Origin of the sequence: Streptomyces chilikensis (assembly GCF_001642695.1) — a bacterium.
Classification (GTDB): domain Bacteria; phylum Actinomycetota; class Actinomycetes; order Streptomycetales; family Streptomycetaceae; genus Streptomyces; species Streptomyces chilikensis.
In genome coordinates this window covers 1,419,806-1,439,487 of record NZ_LWCC02000005.1, presented here as the reverse complement: position 1 = coordinate 1,439,487, position 19,682 = coordinate 1,419,806, and the positions used below count along the sequence as shown (strand labels likewise).

The window sequence follows — 19,682 nt, the reverse complement described above, 5'->3', positions numbered from 1 at the left end:
GCCGGCCGAGGTGCAGCCGCTCCGGAAGATGTTCGCACCGATCTTCACCGAGGACGCGTGCCTGTTCTGCGAATGGTAGTAGTTCGACCACGCACTGTTGGCGCCCTGGTCGTAAGTCCACTTGCCACCGCCGACATCCACGGTGATGGCCATCGCCGGAGCAGCCGCGCCCAGGAGGAGAGCGGTGGACGCGAGAGCCGTCTTTATCACATTTCTCTTCTGCATGTGCGTTCCCTTTTTCTGCCGGTCGAACTCGGACGGGGAGAGATCTTTCCGAGTGGTGATCGGTGCGTCAACCGGATAATCGGGGTGGTGCGGATCACGTGGCTGCTTTTCGGTGTTCCTGGACGGGGTGGCCGCGCTGAGGTATGGAGTCGTTTCCCGTGGAATGTTCCCAGCGTTCCGGCCGGAATGGAACAAGTGATTCCGTTTTCCTGTGCGCCTGCGGCTTGCCGGGCATTGCCGCATCTGCGGATTCGGCATGGTTTGTTGGCTCGAAGTCACCGCACCTCGGGCGGGAAGGAGCGGAAAGCGCGAGCTGCGTGCCCCGGGCGGACCGGCGGGTGGGCCTCCCGGGTAAAGTGGCGATTCGTGCGGTGAGCGCGTCACCGGCGGAATCACGCCGATCCGCGCGCCGTGTTCGGTGGCTCAAAATCAACTGTTCGGGGGGCGACGATTACCGAAAAAACGACTGCCGGTCCGTCGTGTTCTTTTCACGTGTGGCTGATTCCTTTTCTTTGGACCCTCCCGCTGGGGCTGTGGGGGCTGTCACGCCGGCACAGTGTCTGGCGTGACGAAGCCGCCACGTGGCAGGTCGCCTTACGTCCCGCCGACGAGATACTGCGCATGCTGGAACACGTCGACGTGGTGCACGGGCTCTACTACCTGTTCATGCACGGGCTGTTCGAGCTCTTCGGCCCTTCGACCACCGTGCTGCGGCTTCCCTCGGTTCTGGCCGTCGCGGTGGGGGCGGCGTGCGTGGCGGCTCTCGGCGGACGGCTGGCCGGGAACGCCGTGGGGCTCGGAGGCGGAATCGCGTTCGGGCTGCTCCCGTCCGTGCAGTTCTACCTCCAGGAGGGGCGGCCGTACGCCTTGGTGGCGGGCGGGGCCGGGCTCTCCACGCTGTTGCTCGTCGCCGTGCTCCAGGGGCGCAACCGGAAAACGTACTGGGGTGCCTACAGCCTCGTCGTCCTCTGCTGCGCGATGTTGAACTGGCTTTCGCTGCTGATCCTTCCGGCGCACCTGGCGACTCTGATCTGGGCGCGTGCCGCCCCCCGCGTCCACGCCTGTTGGGCAGTGGCCTCCGCGGTCGCCACGGCAGGCGTGTCGCCGCTGATCTGGTTCAGCCTCGGACAGTCCGCCCAGGTGTCCTGGATCCCGCCGCTGACCTGGCACATGCTGATCGGCCCGGCGGTGCTGCTGGCGATCGCCGGCCTCGGCGCCCTCCTCGACGGGCCGCGCCCCGGAAGGCTGTCGGCGGCGACCGTGGGACTGCCGCTGCTGGCGGTTCCGCAACTCGGCCTGATCGGGCTCTCCCTGGTCAAGCCGCTGTTCGTGGACCGGTACGTCTTGTTCAGCATGGCCGGGCTGGCGCTCATGATCGGGGTGATCCTCGATGCCGGAGCGCGGGCGGTTTCCCGGTGGTCGGCGAGCGCGTCGCGGTGGTTCCTGCCCGCGGCGGTCCTCGTCTCGTCGATCGCCCTTCTTCCGCAGTCACTGGCCAAGCGGTCCCCGGACAGCCGCGTGGACGACGTCCTGTCGGCGGCGGCCCAGGTCGAACGTCTCAAGAGGACCGGAGATGCCGTCCTCTTCGTTCCCGCGGCCCGCCGGGACACCCGGATGGTCTCCCCCGAGGCGTTCACCGGGCTGCACGACATAGCTCTCGTCGAGAGCCCACTGCGCTCGGGCACGTTGAAGGGTGTCGAGGCGAGCGCGGTGCGCATACGGGAGGGACTTCTCGCGGAGCAGCGCGTCATCCTCGTCACGGACGCGCCGGAGGCCGCCAGGCCGGCTGTTTCGGCACGCGACAGGATGAAGAACTCGGTCCTGCGGGAGCACTTCACTCCGGTGGCCGATGAACAGACCCGAGGCCGTCGCGTGACGGTGTACGAGCGGCTGTCACCGGGGCCGTGAGCGATGAGGGCGCGCGTTCGCCGGGGCGGGCGGACGAAGCGGGATGCCCGGCGCTGCCGGGTTCCTGCCGGGCGCCTCGATCCGGCAGCCGGCGTCGGTGCCGTGGTCGCCGCCGCCCGTGGGGGAAAGCCGTGGTCGGGGCACACCGCGGGTGGCGAAGGCCCGAGCGGGTGCGACTCGTCCTGGGTCCCCGTCCGCCGGCACGGCCCTCTTCACGGATCCGGTGCGTGCCCGTGCCCCGGGAGAAGGACTCGCACCCGGCCCGTCGGAACGCCGTGTTCGGCGGACTGCGGACCGGGTGCGGACCGGACGGCCGTGCGGTCGAAGGAACCGCGGGTCGTGCGGAATGATCCGAGATCAGGCCTTCTTGGTCTCCCAGAAGATCTTGTCGATCTCGGCGATCAGGTCCAGGGCCTTCTGGCCGGTCGCCGGGTCGGTCGACGCCTTGGCGGCCGAGAGGGCCTTCAGGGTGTCGTTGACCAGCTGGTGCAGCTGCGGGTACTTCTCGAAGTGCGGAGCCTTGAAGTAGTCGCTCCACAGCACCGAGACGTGGTGCTTGGCCAGCTCGGCGCGCTGCTCCTTGATGATGGTGGCGCGCGTCTGGAAGTGCGGGTCGTCGTTGGCCTGCATCTTCTCCTGCGTGGCCTTGACCGACTCGGCCTCGATGCGGGCCTGGGCCGGGTCGTACACACCGCAGGGCAGGTCGCAGTGGGCGCTGACCTTCACGCTACGGGCAAACAGGCGGGAAAGCATGAAGCAATCCTTCCTCGTGATCGTCTTCTCAGGTGGGACATTACTCCGTGGGGCCCGGGAAATCGCGGGTGCCCCCATGGGCGTACGGCAAAAGTACGGGGCGGACATGGGACTGTCGTAGGAGCCGACCGAGGAGGTACCGGGCATGACGGAACTGTCGCCGCAGGACAGCGAGCGGGAGCGGGCCCTGCTGCCCCTCGGGCTCGCCGAGGTCACCGGGCCCTCGATGGTGCCGACGCTGCACCACGGGGACCGCCTGCTGGTGCGCTACGGGGCGCGGGTGCGGCCCGGCGACGTGGTGGTGCTGCGCCATCCGTTCCAGCAGGACCTGCTGGTGGTGAAGCGGGCCGCGGAGCGCAGGGACGGCGGCTGGTGGGTGCTGGGCGACAACGCCTTCGCGGGCGGGGACAGCACCGACTACGGCGTGGTCCCGCCGGAGCTGGTGCTGGCCCGGGTGCTGCTGAGGGTGCGGCCGCGCCGGCCCGATCAGCGCTCGCTGCCCTCGCGGCTGGGCTGGGCGCTGTCGGCGGTGAGGCCGGTGCTCGCCGACCGGTCGGCCTCCAGGCGCTTGCGGGCCCGGTAGGCGGCGACGTTGGCCCTCGTCGCGCACCGGTCGGAGCAGTAGCGCCGCGAGCGGTTGGTGGAGGTGTCCAGGTAGGCGTTGCGGCACGGCGCCGCCTCGCACAGGCCCAGCCGGTTCACCCCGTACTCGGTGAGGTGGAAGGCCAGCCCCATGGCGGCGATCGCCGCGTACCCGGCCGTCGCGTTGGACGGGTGGTCGGCCAGGTGCAGGTGCCACAGCGGGCGGCCGTCGTCGTCGCGGTGGTCGTGGCCGGAGATCTGAGGGCTCACCGGGAACTCCAGCAGCAGCGAGTTCAGCAGGTCCACCGCCAGCGTCTCGTCCCCCGCGTGCGCCGCCTCGAAGACCGACCGCAGCCGCCCGCGCACCGACCTGAGCCGGGTGACGTCCGCGTCGGTGGCGCGCCGGGCCGCGGAACGGTTGGCGCCGAACAGATCCCGCACGGCGTCCACCGACGTCAGCTCGTCCTTGCCCCGGCCCGGTTCCTCGCTGTTGACCAGACGGACGGCGTAATCCGAGTAATAGGCCAGTTCCACTTGTAGTCCTTATGCAGGGGCTCTGGGGTTCTGATGCGGTCGGTCGGTAATGGCTGATCGTGGTAACAGGGTATTACACACGGCGCGGCGGCGGAGGGGTCGGGCGCGCGCCGCGGGTGCTGGACCTCGCCTGCGGCACGGGAAGTATCACGGCCCGGCGGCTCGCCCGGTTCCCCGACGCCGTCAGCACCGGCGTCGACCTGGACCCGGCGCCGCTCACCATCGCCCGGGGCGCGTTCGAGGGCGACGAAGGGGTCTCCCTCGTCACCGCCGGCCTCAGGGACCCCCACCGGCCCTCCGTGCTGCCGTACGCGTCGTACGCGCCGTCCTGACCGCCCACCGCCCTGCACCGGCTCCACGAGGGCCCCTGGCGGCGCTCCACGGCCGGATCGCCGGGCTGGTCCGTGAGGGCGGCGTCTTCATGAACGCCGACCGCATGACCGACCGCGACACCCCGCGGATCAACGCCGCCGAACGGGCGCTGCGGCACGCGCGGACGGACGGGGCCGAGGAGCCGGCGCGACCGACCGGGCCGGGTGGCGGCGGCTCGCCGCCCGGGACCCGGTGCTCGCCGGACCGGCAGCCCGCCGGTTCAAGATCTTCGGCGAGCACGCCGACGGCGACGTGCCGGACGCCCGGTGGCACGCCCGGGTGCTGCGCGGGAAGGGCTTCGACGGGGCCCGCCCGGTCCGGTGCTCCCCTCGGACACGCTGCCGCTCGCCCTCAGGCAGGAGCCGGACCCACGGCGAAGGGGCGGTACGGGTTTGACCCGTACCGCCCCTTCAGCGGTTCCCGCCCGTGCCGGGCGCGGTCACAGCACCTTCGAGAGGAAGGACTGCGTCCGCTCGTGCCGCGGGTTGTTCAGCACCTCGCGCGGGTCGCCGGACTCCACGACCACGCCGCCGTCCATGAAGACCAGGTTGTCGCCCACCTCGCGGGCGAAGCCCATCTCGTGGGTGACGACCACCATCGTCATGCCGGACTCGGCCAGGTCCCGCATGACGTCCAGGACGTCGCCGACCAGCTCGGGGTCGAGCGCGGAGGTCGGCTCGTCGAAGAGCATCAGCTTGGGGTCCATGGCCAGCGCGCGGGCGATCGCCACCCGCTGCTGCTGGCCGCCGGAGAGCTGCGCGGGGTAGTTCCCGGCCTTGTCGCCCAGGCCCACGCGCTCCAGCAGGTGGTGCGCCCGCTCCCTGGCGGCCGCCTTGCTGACGCCCTTGACCTGGATCGGCGCCTCCATCACGTTCTCCGCCGCGGTCATGTGCGGGAAGAGGTTGAAGCGCTGGAAGACCATGCCGATGTCCCGGCGCTGGAGGGCGACCTCGCTGTCCTTGAGCTCGTAGAGCTTGTCGCCCTTCTGGCGGTAGCCGACGAGTTCGCCGTCGACGTACAGCCGGCCGGCGTTGATCTTCTCGAGGTGGTTGATGCACCGCAGGAAGGTCGACTTGCCGGAACCGGAGGGGCCGATCAGGCAGAAGACCTCGCCCTTCCGCACCTCCAGGTCGATGCCCTTGAGGACCTCGACGTGGCCGTAGGACTTGTGGACGCCCTCGGACTTCACCATGGCGGTCATACCGAGACACCCCCGTTCCTGGCGCTCCCGGAGAAGTTCGCCTTGATCTTCTGGAACACCGTCGGCGGCAGGTTCCGGGTGGAACCCTTCGCGTAGTGGCGCTCCAGGTAGTACTGGAAGACGCTGAAGACGCTGGTCAGGGTCAGGTACCAGAGGGAGGCGACGAAGAGCATCTCCATCACCGCGTAACTGGTCGAGCCGATCGACGAGGTGGCGCGCAGCAGCTCGGTGTACGTGACCGCGTACGCCAGCGACGAGGTCTTCAGCATGTTGATGAACTCGTTGCCGGTCGGCGGCACGATGACCCGCATGGCCTGCGGGATCACGATCCGCCGGAGGGTCCTGCCGTGGCTCATGCCCAGGGCGTGGGCCGCCTCGGTCTGGCCCTCGTCCACCGACAGCAGGCCGGCCCGGCAGATCTCCGCCATGTACGCCGCCTCGTTCAGCCCCAGACCGAGCAGGGCGCACATGAACGGGGTCATGACGTCCGTCATCTCGTCCTTGTAGAACGGACCGAGGTTCAGGTACTCGAAGATCAGGCCGAGGTTGAACCACATCAGCAGCTGGACGTAGACCGGCGTGCCGCGGAAGAACCAGATGTACAGCCAGGCCACCCCGTTGACCACGGGGTTCTTGGACATCCGCATCACGGCCAGCACGACGCCCAGCAGCACGCCCATGACCATGGCGAGGACGCTGATCAGCAGGGTCGCCCCGGCGCCCGTGACCACGCTCGGGTCGAGGATCGTCTGCGGGATCGCCTGCCAGTTGATGTCGCCCTGCGAGAAGGCGTAGACCAGCCCCGCGAGCAGGGCCACCACGACGACGCCGCCGACCCACCGGCCGTAGTGCCTGACCGGAATGGCCTTGATCGTTTCCGGACTCTGCGAGACCGGCACGGCCGCGGGTGCCGTGTCCTTCTTCATGGGATTGTCAGTCATGGTGACTGCCCTTCGGTGGAGCCTGTGCCTGCGCGTTCCCAGCCGTGACTACTTGCCGCTGTTGATGGCGGCGGCGTCGATCGCGCCGGTCTCGGCGCCCCACTTCTCGAGGACCTTCTTGTAGGAGCCGTCCGCGATGATCGCGTCCACGGCCTCCTTGAGGGCGTCGCGCAGCTGGGTGTTGTCCTTGTCGACGGCGATGCCGAACGGGCCGGCGTCGTACTGCTCGCCGACGATCTCGAAGGTCTCGCCGTTGCCGGCCTTGCGGACCAGCTCCAGGGCGACCGGGTAGTCGTTGACGCCGGCCGCGGCGCCACCGGACTTCACGCGGGTCTGGGCCTCGGTGTCGTTCTCGAACGACTCGATGTCGATGGCCTTCTTGCCGTCGTCCTTGCACTTCTTGGACTGCTTCTTCAGCGCGTCCTCGTAGGTGGTGCCGCGCTGCACGGCCGCCTTCTTGCCGCACAGGTCCTCGAGGGACTCGACGCCCTTCGGGTTGCCCTTCTTGACGTAGATCGCGGTGCCGGCGACGAAGTAGTCCACGAAGTCGACGCCGTCGCCGAGCTTCTTGCCCTTGTCGTCCAGGCCCTCCTGGCGGGCCTTGTTGTCCGTGATGGAGGACATGGCGATGTCGTAGCGGCCGGAGTTGACCGAGGTGATCAGGCCGTCGAAGGAGCCGGAGGTGAACTCGAACTCGACGCCGAGCTGCTTGCTCAGGGCCTCGGCCAGGTCGGGGTCGACACCGACGATCTTGCCGCCGTCCATGAACTCCATCGGGGCGTACTCGGCGTTGGTGCCGACCTCGATCTTGCCCTTCTTCTGGATCTCCTCGGGGAGCTTGTCGAAGAGGGGGGCCTCGGACGTGGAGGACTTCTCGCTCGCCGGGGCGGCGCTCTCGGTCTGGTCGCCGCAGGCGGTCAGCAGCAGGGCGCCGGCGACCGCGATCGCACCGATCGCGGCGGGCCTGAACGGCGCGGCGGACGGACGACGGGTGGAGCGTGCGGTCATGGTGGGATCCTCCGACGGGTGGGTGGAGCGACCGAGGACGCGAGCACACGGCTTTGGGTGTCGCGCGGGGCAATGACCGCATCTTGCCATTCGGACTCACTCGTTCGAGTGATCGCTCAGGTCAAAATCGCATAACGGACACGCCCGAAAGGCCCAGAACGGCCTGGTGGGGGGCGTCACTTCTCCGGTCATTTCCGATACCGGCCGAAAAATCTCCCGCCCGTCTCGGAATGCGGACAGCTGAATGCCTGACTCCGGGTGGCCGGGACCGGACTGCGGTGACTTGTCCATCTTTCCGGGCATGAGTCATGTCACTGACGTGTCAGCTTCCCGGTATGGACTCGTCCTCGGCAGCGTCGTCCGGTAAGAAAGTTCTTTACACCCCACACCGGGTGCTCAGGGCGCGTGTGCGGCGCGCCCGTCGCGTACGGCCGGTCATGGCATCCCTCCATGGCCGTGCGCGGTGCCCGCCCGCTCCTCACCCGGAGCGGTCACCCTCAACCAAGAAGCCTTAAGGGGTACGACACGTGTCAGCGGAGATCGTCAATCCTCGCACCGACCACACCATCGACGCCCAGGACTCCCTGGACTCGATCGACCCGGCCTTCGCCCTCCACCGGGGCGGCAAGATGGCCGTGCAGGCCACCGTGCCGGTCCGGGACAAGGACGACCTGTCCCTCGCCTACACGCCGGGCGTCGCCCGGGTGTGCAGCGCCATCGCCGAGCAGCCCGAGCTGGTCAACGAGTACACCTGGAAGTCCTCGGTCGTCGCCGTGGTCACCGACGGGACCGCGGTCCTGGGCCTCGGCGACATCGGGCCCGAGGCGTCCCTCCCCGTGATGGAGGGCAAGGCCATCCTGTTCAAGCAGTTCGGCGGCGTCGACGCCGTCCCGATCGCCCTGGACTGCACCGGCGTCGACGAGATCGTCGAGACCGTCGCCCGGCTCGCTCCGTCCTTCGGCGGCATCAACCTGGAGGACATCTCGGCGCCCCGCTGCTTCGAGATCGAGAACCGGCTGCGGGAGCGCCTCGACATCCCGGTCTTCCACGACGACCAGCACGGCACCGCCATCGTCACCCTGGCCGCCATGCGCAACGCGGCGCGGCTCACCGGCCGGACCCTGGGCCAGCTGCGCGCGGTGATCTCCGGCGCGGGCGCCGCGGGTATCGCCATCGCGAAGATGCTGCTGGAGGCGGGCATCGGCGACGTGGCCGTCGCCGACCGCAAGGGCGTCGTCTCCAGCGACCGGACCGACCTCACCCCGGTCAAGGCCGAGATCGCCGCCATGACGAACAAGGCGGGGATCAGCGGCTCGCTGGAGGAGGCGCTGGCGGGCACCGACGTCTTCATCGGCGTCTCCGGCGGCACCGTCGCGGAGCGGGCGGTCGCCTCCATGGCCGAGAACGCGTTCGTGTTCGCGATGGCCAACCCGGACCCGGAGGTCCACCCGGAGGTCGCGCACAAGTACGCGGCCGTGGTCGCGACCGGCCGGTCCGACTTCCCCAACCAGATCAACAACGTGCTGGCCTTCCCCGGCATCTTCGCCGGCGCGCTCCAGGTGCGGGCCTCCCGGATCACCGAGGGCATGAAGCTGGCGGCCGCCGAGGCGCTGGCGGCCGTGGTCGGCGACGACCTGGCGGCGGACTACGTCATCCCCTCGCCGTTCGACGAGCGGGTCGCCCCGGCGGTCACCGCGGCCGTGGCGGCGGCCGCGCGGGCCGAGGGCGTGGCCCGGATCTGACCGCGCGGCGCGAGCGCGTGAGCACGACCCGGCCCCCGGCGCCCTCCCACGGCGCCGGGGGCCGGGTCGTGCCCGGCGGCGCGGTGGCGCCCTTCACGTGGGACGTGACGGCCACGTCACAGCGCCGGACGGTTCCGCGGGGCCCGGACGCGACCTAGGGTCGAGGTCATGTTCGCCGCCTATGCCGCACGTATCGACCGCGACCAGCCGCTGAACGGACTCGAGTTGGGGGAGCGCCCGGCGCCCGGGGCGCGTCCCGGCTGGAGCACCGTCAAGGTGAAGGCCGCCTCGCTCAACCACCACGACCTGTGGTCCCTCAAGGGCGTCGGTCTCGCCGAGGACAAGCTGCCGATGATCCTCGGCTGCGACGCCGCGGGCGTCGACGAGGACGGCAACGAGGTCGTCCTGCACTCCGTCATCGGGCAGTCCGGTCACGGCGTCGGCCCCCGTGAGCCCCGCTCCATCCTCACCGAGCGGTACCAGGGCACCTTCGCCGAGCAGGTCTCCGTGCCGACCTGGAACGTGCTGCCCAAGCCGAAGGAACTCTCCTTCGAGGAGGCCGCCTGCCTCCCCACCGCCTGGCTGACCGCCTACCGGATGCTCTTCACCAACGCCGGCGTCCGCCCGGGCGACTCGGTGCTGGTCCAGGGCGCCGGAGGCGGCGTCGCCACCGCCGCGATCGTGCTCGGCAAGGCCGCCGGTCTCAGGGTCTTCGCCACCAGCCGCGACGAGGCCAAGCGCGAGCGGGCGCTCGAACTGGGCGCCGTCGAGGCGGTGGAGAGCGGAGCCCGGCTGCCGCAGCGGGTGGACGCCGTCATCGAGACCGTCGGCGCCGCCACCTGGTCCCACTCGGTGAAGTCGCTGCGCCCCGGCGGCACCCTGGTCATCTCGGGCGCCACCAGCGGTGACGCACCGTCGAAGGCCGAGCTGACCCGGATCTTCTTCCTGGAGCTCAAGGTGGTCGGCTCCACCATGGGCACCAAGGACGAGCTGGAGGACCTGCTCTCCTTCTGCGCCGCCACCGGTGTGCGGCCCGTCATCGACGAGGTGCTGCCGCTGGACCGCGCGCGGGAGGGCTTCGAGCGGATGGCCTCCGGCGAGCTCTTCGGCAAGATCGTCCTGACCGGGAACTGACGCCGTCCCGGCGCGCGGCCGTCCGACCGCACAGACCTCCGGCACCCGGGTGTTGTCACCCCGGGTGCCGGAGGTCTTCGTCGTACCGGGCCCGCCCCCGCGGACTTCTCCCACGGCTCGTGTCAACCGGGGTTGACATGAGCCGTGTTGTCAACCATGGTTGACGGCATGACGGAAGCAACGGACCTCGCCGAGCGGGCCGGGGACCGCGATCCCCGCGTGGGGCTGCGCGCGGTCACCGCGCTGCGGAAGCTGCTGGAGCAACTGGAGGCCGTCCAGGTGCGCAACGCGCGCAACCAGGGCTGGTCCTGGCAGGAGATCGCCGCCGAGCTCGGCGTGAGCAGGCAGGCCGTGCACAAGAAGTACGGGAGGCAGTGATGTTCGAACGGTTCACCAAGGACGCCCGTGACGTGGTCACCGGCGCGGTGGAGCACGCGGAGCGGTCCGGAGCGGAGCGGGTGGACGAGGGGCACCTGCTGCTGTCCCTGCTGGACCGCACCGGCAGCCGGGGCTCGTTCGCCCTGGCGGCGCTGGGGCTCGCCGAACGGCGGGAGGCCGTGGCCGGGTCGCTGGCCGCGGCGCGACGCCGCGGCGGACTCACCGGGGCCGACGCCGAGGCGCTGTCCGGCCTGGGGATCGACCTGGACGAGATCGTCTCCCGGGTCGAGGCCGTCCACGGCGCCGGAGCACTCGCCCGGCGCGGGGGCGGCACCCGCAGGCGGTCCGGCCACCGGCCCTTCACCCGGGGGGCCAAGGGCATCCTGGAGGAGTCGCTGCGCGGCGCGCTCGCACACCGCGAGCGGCGCATCGGCGACGAGCACCTGCTGCTGGCCCTGGCCTGCCGCCCCGGGATCGCCTCCGGGGTCCTCGCCGAACACGGGGTGACGGCCGAGTCGCTGGAGCGGGTCCTGTGGGGCGGGGGAGAGGCCGCCGCGAGCTGACCGGGTGACGGCCGGCGCCGTGACGGAGCGGCCGGAGCGGCCGGAGCGGCCGCCCCGGCCCGAGCGCGGCCTCCGCCTCCGCCGTGGCGGGGAGCCGTCCGGCCACCGTCACGGCGGCGCGGGGGCGTCCGGTCGCCGCCGGACGGCGGAGGCGGGCGGCGCGGCCTGCCGGGCTCAGGGCCGCGGCGCCCGGAGTACCGCGGAGACGCGGGCCGCCGCGGCGGCCAGATGGCCGCGGACCTCCGTCAGCTGGTCCGTGGTGACCCCGCGGTCCCGGGCGGCGTCCCGGACGTCGTCCCGCAGCCGGTCCAGCAGGCGCTCCAGGTCGCGGAGCGGGTCGCCGGAGCCCGCCTCGTGGGCCCACTCGGGCTCGTAGACGACCTCCAGACCGTCCGCCACAGGAGCGAAGACGGGACCGGACCCGTCGGGCACGGGAACCGCGGACGCGGAGGCACCGGGCCCGGCGGAGTCCGGACCGGGCTCGGCCGCCGGCTTTCCGGCGGCGTCCGAAGCGGGCCGCCCGTCGGAGGCGCGATCGCCGGCCGCGGGCCTGCCGAAGGAACCGAAGCCCCCGAACTGGGCGAACTGGCCGAACTCCTTGGTCAGTTCCGAAAGGCCCTCCCGCAGCCCGGTGGGCCAGTCGCCCCGGGCGAAGTGGTCCTGGACCTGCTCCTGCACCCGGCGGGCGATCCGCTGGACCTCCTGCTGCGCCTCCTGGGCCTGCAGGCGGGCCCGCTCGGCCTCCTCCCGGGCGCGGCGGCTCTCGTCCTTGGCCCGGCGGGCCTGTTCCTTCCACTCCTGCCGGGCGCGACGCATCTCCTCCTTGGCCGCCTGCCAGGCGTCCTTGTCGCCGAGACCGCCGCCCTCGCCGAAGGGGCCGAAGGGCCGGCCCTTGGCGCCGGCGGCGCCCTCCCGCCCGCCACGGGCGCCTCCGGTCCGGCCGGTCTGCCCGGCGGCGGCCCGCATCTCGCGGCGCAGGTCGCCCGCCGCGCTGCGCACCTCGCTGCGGATCTCGGCGGCCAGTTCCGCCACCGACTCGCGGATCTCCACCTCCAGATCGGCCAGCTCCGCGCTGCGATCCGCGAGCTCCCGGCGGCCGGCCTCGGTGATCGAGTAGACCTTGCGGCCGCCCTCGGTGGTGTGCGTGACCAGGCCCTCGGCCTCCAGCTTGGCCAGACGCGGGTAGACCGTGCCGGCGGAGGGGGCGTAGAGGCCCTGGAAGCGCTCCTCCAGCAGGCGGATCACCTCGTAGCCGTGACGGGGCGCCTCGTCGAGGAGCTTCAGGAGGTAGAGGCGGAGACGGCCGTGGGCGAAGACGGGAGGCATGTCAGAGCACCTTCTCGGTAGGGGCGTCGGTGTCCGGGGCGGCGGGCCGGCGGAGCAGGGCGATGGAACCGGAGACCGTGGTGGCCCGGATCCGGCCGCTGCCCGCGCCGAGGCGGCCGGTGACCCGGCGGGTGCCGGGCACGCCGCCCACCCTCAGGTCCTCGAAGGCGTTGGAGATGGAGCCGGCGGCGGTGTCCGCGTGGACCTCGGCGTCGGCGGGCTCGGGGAGGCGGACGGCGATCTCGCCCGAGACGTTGGAGAGCTGGAGGTCGGCGGGACCGGTGCGGCCCAGGTCGATCATCACCGAGCCCGTCACCGACTCGGCGCGCACGGAGCGGCTCGTGCCCTCGATGACAGTCAGGTCGCCGCCGACGGAGTGGAAGCGGATGTCGCCGGAGAGGGCCTGGGCCTCCACGGAGCCGGTGACGGTGGACGCCGAGACCGGGCCGGCCAGGCCGACGAGGGTGGTGTCGCCGTTGACGCCCTGCACGTCGGTGCGGCCGGTGACGCCGGAGACCATGGCCGCCGCGTCCACCGACCCGATCCGCACGGCGGTGTCCGCGGGGACCGTGAGGGTGACCACCGCGCTGCTGCGCCAGGAGTCCCGGTCCAGCAGCTTGCGGAAGTTCTGCCAGGGCAGGTCGCGGTAGGCGACCGTGAGGACGCCGTCCTCCAGGGTGACCTGCAGGGGGTCGCCCTCCACCTCGGACACCTCCAGGCGCGCGGCGGCCTCCTCGGTGCCGACCACGTTCACCGCGCCCCGGACGAGGCGGACGTGCAGGGCGCTGACGGGTTCGTCGAGCGTGAGCTTGAGCGGCTCGGTCACCGACCACTCGGGCATGCGGACCTCCTCGGCGGGACGCGGTGTATCGCGTCTTCTGCTGAACACGATATATCGCGGTGGAGGGAAGTCAATACGCCCTTTCGGGTGAGATGCGGGACGCGGGTCCGCGTCGGCGGCCGGCCGAACAAAGAGGGAAGAATCGGTCGGACCGGCCTACCGTGGCGATCATGGTGAGTGAACGTGCGGGCGGACCGGGCGGACCGGGCGGACCCGGTGAGGTCGCGGGGGCGCTGCTGCTGTGCGGGGCGGAGCCGCGGGCGGTGGCGCCCGCGGCGCGGCTGCTGCGGGAGCGGATGCTGCTGAACGGGGCGGGCGCCGGGTGGAGCGTGCTGGTGCCGGAGCGGGGGCCGTGGGCGCGGCCGGAGGAGGGAGCCTCCGTGGGCAGGGTCGTCGGCAGGTGGGCGGCCGCGCTGGCGGTGGCGACGCCGTGGCCGGTACTGGGTTTGTGGTGGGACGCCGGGGGCGGCGGGTTCCTGCTGACGTCGGGATTCCGCCGGGCCGTCGGGCTCCGGTGGCGCGCGGACGGCACGGTGGCGGGCGTGCCGGGGGGTTCCGCGGCCGCCGACGAGGTTCCGCACGGTGAGGCGGTGGCGCCGGGAGCGGGGGAGAGGGGGTTCCGGGAGAGGGAGAAGGAGGGGGAGCCGCTGGTACTGGCCCTGGCGGGGCGGCTGGGGCTCGACCCGGTACTGGACGCGGAACTGCTGGAGGGGCTGGGGGCCCCTGACCCGGAGGCGGACGCGCAGGCGCGGCTGCGGGGTCTGCTGGCGGTGCTGACGCGGGCGGGGGTCGCGCTCCCGGCGGGGCTGGAGCCGGGTGCCGCCGCCGAGGCGCTGTACGAGGCGCTGCGGGAGCGGGCGGGGACCCGGCGGCTGGAGCGGCCGGGATGGCGGGAGGCGGTGCCGGCCCGGTTCGACGCCGCGGCGGGAGGGCGGCTGGCGGTGTGGATGCCGTGGAGCGGGAGCCCCCGTGCCGTGGCGCTGGCGGCGGCCCAGTTCGCGGCGGGCCTTCCGGTCACCCTGGCCGGGGCCCGGCGAGGACGAGGGGGCGTGGTGGCCGCCGGGGCGCTGCTGGCCGCCAACGGGCTGGTGGGGGTGGCCCACGCGGTGCTGCGCCGGAGAGCGGGCTGAGGCGGGGCGCGACGCGTGCGGGGCGGTCCTCTGCTTTCACCGCCCCGGCGGCCTCCGCGGGCAGGTGCGCCTCCCGGCGCGGTGGCCGGGCCGGCGTGCGGGAGGCGGACCACCGGACGCCGCGGGGGCGGCTCCTCCCCGGCCGCCGGACGCCGGGCCACCGTGAGGGCTGTCGCTCCCGAGGCCCATGCCGTGCCCCGCCCGCGCCGTGCCGTCCCGGGCCCGTGCCGCCGTGCCGTCCTGGGCCCACCCCGGGCCGCTCGGGCCGGGGGAGGTCAGCGCAGGGTGGCGGCCGCGTAGAGGGCGCCGATGCCCGTGGCGAGGAGGCCCAGCAGGAGCCGGAGGGCGGTCTCGGGCAGGAGCGGCTGGAGACGGGCCCCGAGGTAGCCGCCGACCAGCCCTCCGGCCCCGCAGGCCAGGCCCAGCGCCCAGTCGGGGGCGACGTCTCCCGTGGCGGCCAGGGAGAGCAGCGCGTACGTCGCCGCGCCGACGACGGACGTCACGAACGTCGAGGCCAGCGCGGCGGGCGCGACGGTGGCCACCGGTACGCCGCGGCCGACGAGGACCGGACCGATCAGGGAGCCGCCCCCGATGCCGTAGACGCCCCCCGCCACGCCGACGGCCAGGGCGAGCGAGGTCGTCGCGCGGGGCGACGGCGGGCGGGCGGCACGGGCCGCCGACGCCCGCCGCACGGTGCGGGCGCACAGCCACAGCCCGAGCGGCAGCAGCAGCGCGGCGATCAGCAGGCGGAAGACACGCGGTCCCGGGACGGCGAAGACCCGGATCACCGCGCCGGCGACGACGCCGGGCACGGTGCCGGCGACCAGCCGGCGGGGCAGGGGCCCCGCCAGACGCCCGGCGCGCCAGTGGCGCAGCAGCGCGCCGGGGCCGGCCACGACGTTGTACAGCAGGTTCGTCGGCGTCACCGCCGGGCTCGGGACGCCCAGGACGCTCATCTGCACGGGCAGCAGGAAGACCGCTCCGGAGACCCCCGCCGGGGAGGCGGCCACCGACACCAGGAGCCCGGCGACGAACCCGAGCGCCCCCGTGGACCAGGTCACCGCGGCCTCCTCGACGTCGGGAACGCCGCCGGACGCGGACGTACGCACGGAGCACCCGAAGCGTACGGAGCGTCCCCGGCGTCCGGGAAGGCCGGGCGGTGCGGCCGGGGTGCTACTCGTCGTCCTCGTCGTCGAGGCGGGCGAGCCAGGTGGCGAGGCGCTCGACCGGGACCTCGAAGTCGGGGTTGAGGTCGACGAAGGTGCGGAGCTGCTCGGCGAGCCACTCGAAGGTGACCTCCTCCTCGCCGCGTCGCCTCTCCAGCTCCTCGATCCCGCGGTCGGTGAAGTACATGGGGGGTGTCTCCTGCGGTGCGGCCGCAACGGTCGGCCGGGTCGGTCGGACGGGACCGTCGGACAAGACGGTACGGACAAAGGGTAAGGGCCCGGCCCGGGAGATCCGGACCGGGCCCTCACCAGGAGGACTGCGGGGCCTTACGCCTCGAAGACCTCACGGACCAGCTGCTCCTGCTCGGCCTGGTGCCGCTTCGCGGAGCCGACGGCCGGCGACGAGCCGTGCGGACGCGAGATGCGGCGCAGGCGCTCGGCGGCGGGGACGTCCGCGCCGACCTTCAGGTCGAGGTGGTCGATCAGGTTCAGCGCGATGAACGGCCAGAAGCCCTGGTTCGCCGGCTCCTCCTGCACCCAGAGGAACTTCTGGGCGTTCGGGAACTTGGCGAGCTCGGCCTGGATCTCCTCGCCCGGCAGCGGGTACAGCCGCTCCAGGCGGATGATCGCCGTCTCGGTGTCGCCGCGCTTCTTCCGCTCGGCGTCGAGGTCGTAGTAGACCTTGCCGGCGCAGAAGACGACCTTGCGGACCGCGGCCGGGTCCACCGACTCGTCGCCGATGACCGGGCGGAAGCCGCCCGTGGTGAACTCCTCCGCCTTCGACGCGGCGGCCTTGAGGCGCAGCATCGACTTCGGGGTGAAGACCACCAGCGGCTTGTGGTGCGGGTTGTGCACCTGCCACCGCAGGAGGTGGAAGTAGTTCGACGGCAGGGTCGGCATGGCGACCGTCATGTTGTTCTGCGCGCACAGCTGCAGGAAGCGCTCCGGGCGGGCGGACGAGTGGTCCGGGCCCTGGCCCTCGTAGCCGTGCGGCAGGAGCAGGGTGACGCCGGAGGTCTGGCCCCACTTCTGCTCGGCGGAGGAGATGAACTCGTCCACGACCGTCTGCGCGCCGTTGACGAAGTCGCCGAACTGCGCCTCCCACATGACCAGGGCCTCGGGGCGGGCCAGCGAGTAGCCGTACTCGAAGCCCATCGCCGCGTACTCGGAGAGCAGGGAGTTGTAGACGTTCAGGCGGGCCTGGTCGTCCGACAGGTACAGCAGCGGCGTGAACTCCTCGCCGGTCTCCCGGTCGATGATGACCGCGTGACGCTGGCCGAAGGTGCCGCGCTGCGAGTCCTGGCCCGCCAGGCGGACCGGGACGCCCTCGAGGAGCAGCGAGCCGATCGCGAGGGTCTCGCCCATGCCCCAGTCGATGGTGCCGTCCTCGACCATCGCCGCACGGCGCTGCAGCTGCGGCAGCAGACGCGGGTGCGCGGTGATGTGGTCGGGGATGTTGACCTGGGACTCGGCGATCCGCTTGACGACCTCGCCGGAGATCGCGGTGGTCACCGGGACCGGGAAGCCGGCCTGCGGGTCGTAGGCCTCGGAGGGGACGGGCTGCGCGGTGGCCTCGCGGACCTCCGTGAAGACCTTCTCCAGCTGGCCCTGGTAGTCCTGCAGCGCCTGCTCGGCCTCTTCCAGCGTGATGTCGCCGCGACCGATGAGGGACTCGGTGTACAGCTTGCGCACCGAGCGCTTCTTGTCGATCAGGTCGTACATCAGCGGCTGGGTGAAGGCCGGGTTGTCCGACTCGTTGTGACCGCGGCGGCGGTAGCAGATGAGGTCGATGACCACGTCCTTGTTGAACGCCTGGCGGAACTCGAAGGCGAGCCGGCCGACGCGGACGACGGCCTCGGGGTCGTCGCCGTTGACGTGGAAGATCGGGGCCTCGATCATGCGGGCCACGTCCGTCGCGTACATGGAGGAACGCGAGGACTCGGGGGCCGCGGTGAAGCCGACCTGGTTGTTGATGACGATGTGGACCGTGCCGCCGGTGCGGTAGCCGCGCAGCTGCGACATGTTCAGGGTCTCGGCCACCACGCCCTGGCCCGCGAAGGCCGCGTCACCGTGTATGGCGATCGGCAGGACGGTGAAGTCCGTGCCGCCCTTGTTGATGATGTCCTGCTTGGCGCGGGCGACGCCCTCCAGGACCGGGTCCACCGCCTCCAGGTGCGAGGGGTTGGCGACCAGCGAGACGGCGATCTGCTCGCCGTCGAGGCCGGTGAAGGTGCCCTCGGCGCCCAGGTGGTACTTCACGTCGCCGGAGCCGTGCATCGACTTCGGGTCGAGGTTGCCCTCGAACTCGCGGAAGATCTGCGCGTAGGACTTGCCGACGATGTTGGCGAGGACGTTCAGGCGGCCGCGGTGGGCCATGCCGATGACGACCTCGTCCAGGCGGGACTCGGCGGCCGAGTCGATCACCGCGTCGAGCAGCGGGATGACGGACTCGCCGCCCTCCAGCGAGAAGCGCTTCTGGCCGACGTACTTGGTCTGCAGGAACGTCTCGAAGGCCTCGGCGGCGTTCAGGCGGCGCAGGATCCGCAGCTGCTCCTCGCGCTCCGGCTTGGAGTGCGGGCGCTCGACGCGGTCCTGGATCCACTTGCGCTGCTTCGGGTCCTGGATGTGCATGTACTCGATGCCGGTGGTGCGGCAGTACGAGTCGCGGAGCACGCCGAGGATGTCGCGCAGCTTCATCATCGACTTGCCGGCGAAGCCGCCGACGGCGAACTCGCGCTCCAGGTCCCACAGGGTGAGGCCGTGCTCGGTGATGTCCAGGTCGGGGTGCTTGCGCTGCTGGTACTCCAGCGGGTCGGTGTCGGCCATGACGTGGCCGCGGACCCGGTAGGAGTGGATCAGCTCGAAGACGCGGGCGGCCTTGGTGACGTCGTCGTCGTGCGAGGCGTCGATGTCCTTGAGCCAGCGGACCGGCTCGTAGGGGATCCGCAGCGCCTCGAAGATCTCGTCGTAGAAGCCGTTCTCGCCGAGCAGCAGGTTCGACACGATCCGCAGGAACTCGCCGGAGGCGGCGCCCTGGATGACGCGGTGGTCGTAGGTCGAGGTGAGGGTCATCACCTTGGAGATGCCCAGCTTGTTCAGGGTGTCCTGGGAGGTGCCCTGGAACTCGGCGGGGTACTCCATGGCGCCGACGCCCATGATCACCGACTGGCCGGGCATCAGGCGCGGCACGGAGTGCACGGTGCCGATGCCGCCGGGGTTGGTCAGGGAGACCGTCACGCCGGTGAAGTCGTCCATCGTCAGCTTGTTGTCGCGGGCGCGGCGGACGATGTCCTCGTAGGCCTGCCAGAACTCGAAGAAGTTCAGGGTCTCGGCCTTCTTGATGGCCGCGACGACGAGCTGGCGGTCGCCGTTGGGCTTCACCAGGTCGATGGCCAGGCCGAGGTTGACGTGCTCCGGCTTGACCAGCGTCGGCTTGCCGTCCTTCTCCGCGAAGGAGTAGTTCATCGACGGCATGGCCTTGACGGCCTGCACCATCGCGTACCCGATGAGGTGCGTGAAGGAGATCTTCCCGCCGCGGGCGCGCTTGAGGTGGTTGTTGATGACGATGCGGTTGTCGAACAGCAGCTTCACCGGGACGGCGCGGACCGAGGTGGCGGTCGGCAGCTCCAGGGAGGCGTTCATGTTCTTCGCGACGGCGGCGCCGGGGCCACGGAGCGTGACGTACTCGGGTCCCGTCTTCTCCTCGGCCTTGGGCTCGGCCTTCGCCTTGGCGGGGGCCTTCGCCGGAGCCGGCACGGAGGCCGGGGCGGCGGCGGGCTTCGCGGGGGCGGCCTGGGCGGCGGGCTTCGCGGGAGCGGCCGGAGCGGCGGCCTGCTGCGGGGCGGCGGGCGCGGCGGCCTGCGCCGGGGCCGCGGCCG

General features: G+C 71.9%; 18 protein-coding genes and 1 pseudogene. 8 read left to right on the top strand and 11 right to left on the bottom strand.

Annotated elements, in window-relative coordinates:
- A partial coding sequence (locus tag A2U95_RS06425) for a lactococcin 972 family bacteriocin (protein ID WP_166021246.1) occupies nt 1-225 on the bottom strand: 225 nt, incomplete at its 3' end.
- Nucleotides 226-846: 621 nt separating this feature from the next.
- Between A2U95_RS06425 and A2U95_RS06420 the strand changes: the two genes are divergently transcribed.
- Complete coding sequence (locus A2U95_RS06420; protein ID WP_338104432.1) at nt 847-2,133, top strand: glycosyltransferase family 39 protein; 1,287 nt, start codon at nt 847-849, stop codon at nt 2,131-2,133.
- A 357-nt stretch (nt 2,134-2,490) separates the two neighbouring features.
- Here A2U95_RS06420 and sodN read toward each other — a convergent pair whose 3' ends face one another.
- Nucleotides 2,491-2,886, bottom strand: a complete 396-nt coding sequence (gene sodN, locus A2U95_RS06415) for a superoxide dismutase, Ni (RefSeq protein WP_166021245.1) — start codon at nt 2,884-2,886, stop codon at nt 2,491-2,493.
- Between the two features lie 145 nt (nt 2,887-3,031).
- Here sodN and sodX point away from each other — a divergent pair, with 145 nt between their 5' ends.
- Nucleotides 3,032-3,469 carry a nickel-type superoxide dismutase maturation protease gene (gene sodX, locus A2U95_RS06410; protein WP_166021244.1) on the top strand — a complete coding sequence of 146 codons (438 nt, stop codon included), beginning with the start codon at nt 3,032-3,034 and terminating at the stop codon, nt 3,467-3,469.
- On the opposite strand, the gene A2U95_RS06405 is transcribed toward sodX, so the two are convergent.
- A complete protein-coding gene (locus A2U95_RS06405) occupies nt 3,373-4,002 on the bottom strand; it encodes a CGNR zinc finger domain-containing protein (protein ID WP_166021243.1) in 630 nt (209 codons plus the stop codon). The two genes, sodX and A2U95_RS06405, sit on opposite strands and share 97 nt — an antisense overlap.
- Nucleotides 4,003-4,100: 98 nt before the next feature.
- Here A2U95_RS06405 and A2U95_RS06400 point away from each other — a divergent pair.
- Nucleotides 4,101-4,730 (top strand): annotated as a pseudogene (locus A2U95_RS06400) (class I SAM-dependent methyltransferase); the annotation flags it as partial.
- An 83-nt stretch (nt 4,731-4,813) separates the two neighbouring features.
- Here A2U95_RS06400 and A2U95_RS06395 read toward each other — a convergent pair.
- Genes A2U95_RS06395 through A2U95_RS06385 form a run of 3 tightly spaced genes read right to left on the bottom strand, consistent with a single transcriptional unit; the run spans nt 4,814 to nt 7,524 of the window.
- Entirely contained in the window at nt 4,814-5,575 is a 762-nt protein-coding gene (locus tag A2U95_RS06395; RefSeq protein ID WP_166021242.1) for an amino acid ABC transporter ATP-binding protein, read from the bottom strand.
- The gene (locus A2U95_RS06390) at nt 5,572-6,516 is read right to left on the bottom strand and encodes an amino acid ABC transporter permease (RefSeq protein WP_166021241.1); all 945 of its coding nucleotides are present in this window, start codon (nt 6,514-6,516) and stop codon (nt 5,572-5,574) included. The genes A2U95_RS06395 and A2U95_RS06390 overlap by 4 nt, the downstream gene beginning before the upstream one ends.
- 48 nt (nt 6,517-6,564) lie before the next feature.
- A complete protein-coding gene (locus A2U95_RS06385) occupies nt 6,565-7,524 on the bottom strand; it encodes an ABC transporter substrate-binding protein (RefSeq protein WP_166021240.1) in 960 nt (319 codons plus the stop codon).
- A gap of 527 nt (nt 7,525-8,051) precedes the next feature.
- Between A2U95_RS06385 and A2U95_RS06380 the strand changes: the two genes are divergently transcribed.
- From A2U95_RS06380 to A2U95_RS06365, 4 genes are all read left to right on the top strand, one after another.
- A complete protein-coding gene (locus A2U95_RS06380) occupies nt 8,052-9,266 on the top strand; it encodes an NAD(P)-dependent malic enzyme (protein ID WP_166021239.1) in 1,215 nt (404 codons plus the stop codon).
- A 168-nt stretch (nt 9,267-9,434) separates the two neighbouring features.
- On the top strand, nt 9,435-10,400 hold the full coding sequence (locus tag A2U95_RS06375; RefSeq protein ID WP_166021238.1) for a zinc-binding dehydrogenase: 966 nt from the start codon (nt 9,435-9,437) through the stop codon (nt 10,398-10,400).
- A gap of 168 nt (nt 10,401-10,568) precedes the next feature.
- On the top strand, nt 10,569-10,778 hold the full coding sequence (locus tag A2U95_RS06370; protein ID WP_108954990.1) for an HTH domain-containing protein: 210 nt from the start codon (nt 10,569-10,571) through the stop codon (nt 10,776-10,778).
- Nucleotides 10,778-11,341 carry a Clp protease N-terminal domain-containing protein gene (locus A2U95_RS06365; protein WP_166021237.1) on the top strand — a complete coding sequence of 188 codons (564 nt, stop codon included), beginning with the start codon at nt 10,778-10,780 and terminating at the stop codon, nt 11,339-11,341. The genes A2U95_RS06370 and A2U95_RS06365 overlap by 1 nt, the downstream gene beginning before the upstream one ends.
- 174 nt (nt 11,342-11,515) lie before the next feature.
- On the opposite strand, the gene A2U95_RS06360 is transcribed toward A2U95_RS06365, so the two are convergent.
- Both A2U95_RS06360 and A2U95_RS06355 read right to left on the bottom strand, forming a co-directional pair.
- Nucleotides 11,516-12,667 carry a PadR family transcriptional regulator gene (locus A2U95_RS06360; RefSeq protein ID WP_166021236.1) on the bottom strand — a complete coding sequence of 384 codons (1,152 nt, stop codon included), beginning with the start codon at nt 12,665-12,667 and terminating at the stop codon, nt 11,516-11,518.
- A 1-nt stretch (nt 12,668) separates the two neighbouring features.
- Nucleotides 12,669-13,508, bottom strand: coding sequence for a DUF4097 family beta strand repeat-containing protein (locus A2U95_RS06355; protein ID WP_166021235.1), 840 nt, complete (start codon nt 13,506-13,508; stop codon nt 12,669-12,671).
- A gap of 170 nt (nt 13,509-13,678) precedes the next feature.
- Between A2U95_RS06355 and A2U95_RS06350 the strand changes: the two genes are divergently transcribed.
- Nucleotides 13,679-14,638 (top strand): hypothetical protein, encoded by a 960-nt coding sequence (locus A2U95_RS06350; protein WP_166021234.1) that lies wholly within the window; start codon nt 13,679-13,681, stop codon nt 14,636-14,638.
- A gap of 275 nt (nt 14,639-14,913) precedes the next feature.
- Here the strand turns inward: A2U95_RS06350 and A2U95_RS06345 are convergent, their stop codons facing one another.
- From A2U95_RS06345 to A2U95_RS06335, 3 genes are all read right to left on the bottom strand, one after another.
- Nucleotides 14,914-15,699 (bottom strand): sulfite exporter TauE/SafE family protein, encoded by a 786-nt coding sequence (locus A2U95_RS06345; protein ID WP_166024872.1) that lies wholly within the window; start codon nt 15,697-15,699, stop codon nt 14,914-14,916.
- Nucleotides 15,700-15,811: 112 nt separating this feature from the next.
- Nucleotides 15,812-15,991 carry a DUF6104 family protein gene (locus A2U95_RS06340; RefSeq protein ID WP_166021233.1) on the bottom strand — a complete coding sequence of 60 codons (180 nt, stop codon included), beginning with the start codon at nt 15,989-15,991 and terminating at the stop codon, nt 15,812-15,814.
- A 140-nt stretch (nt 15,992-16,131) separates the two neighbouring features.
- On the bottom strand, nt 16,132-19,682 hold a 3,551-nt coding region (locus tag A2U95_RS06335; protein ID WP_240957217.1), incomplete at its 5' end, for a multifunctional oxoglutarate decarboxylase/oxoglutarate dehydrogenase thiamine pyrophosphate-binding subunit/dihydrolipoyllysine-residue succinyltransferase subunit.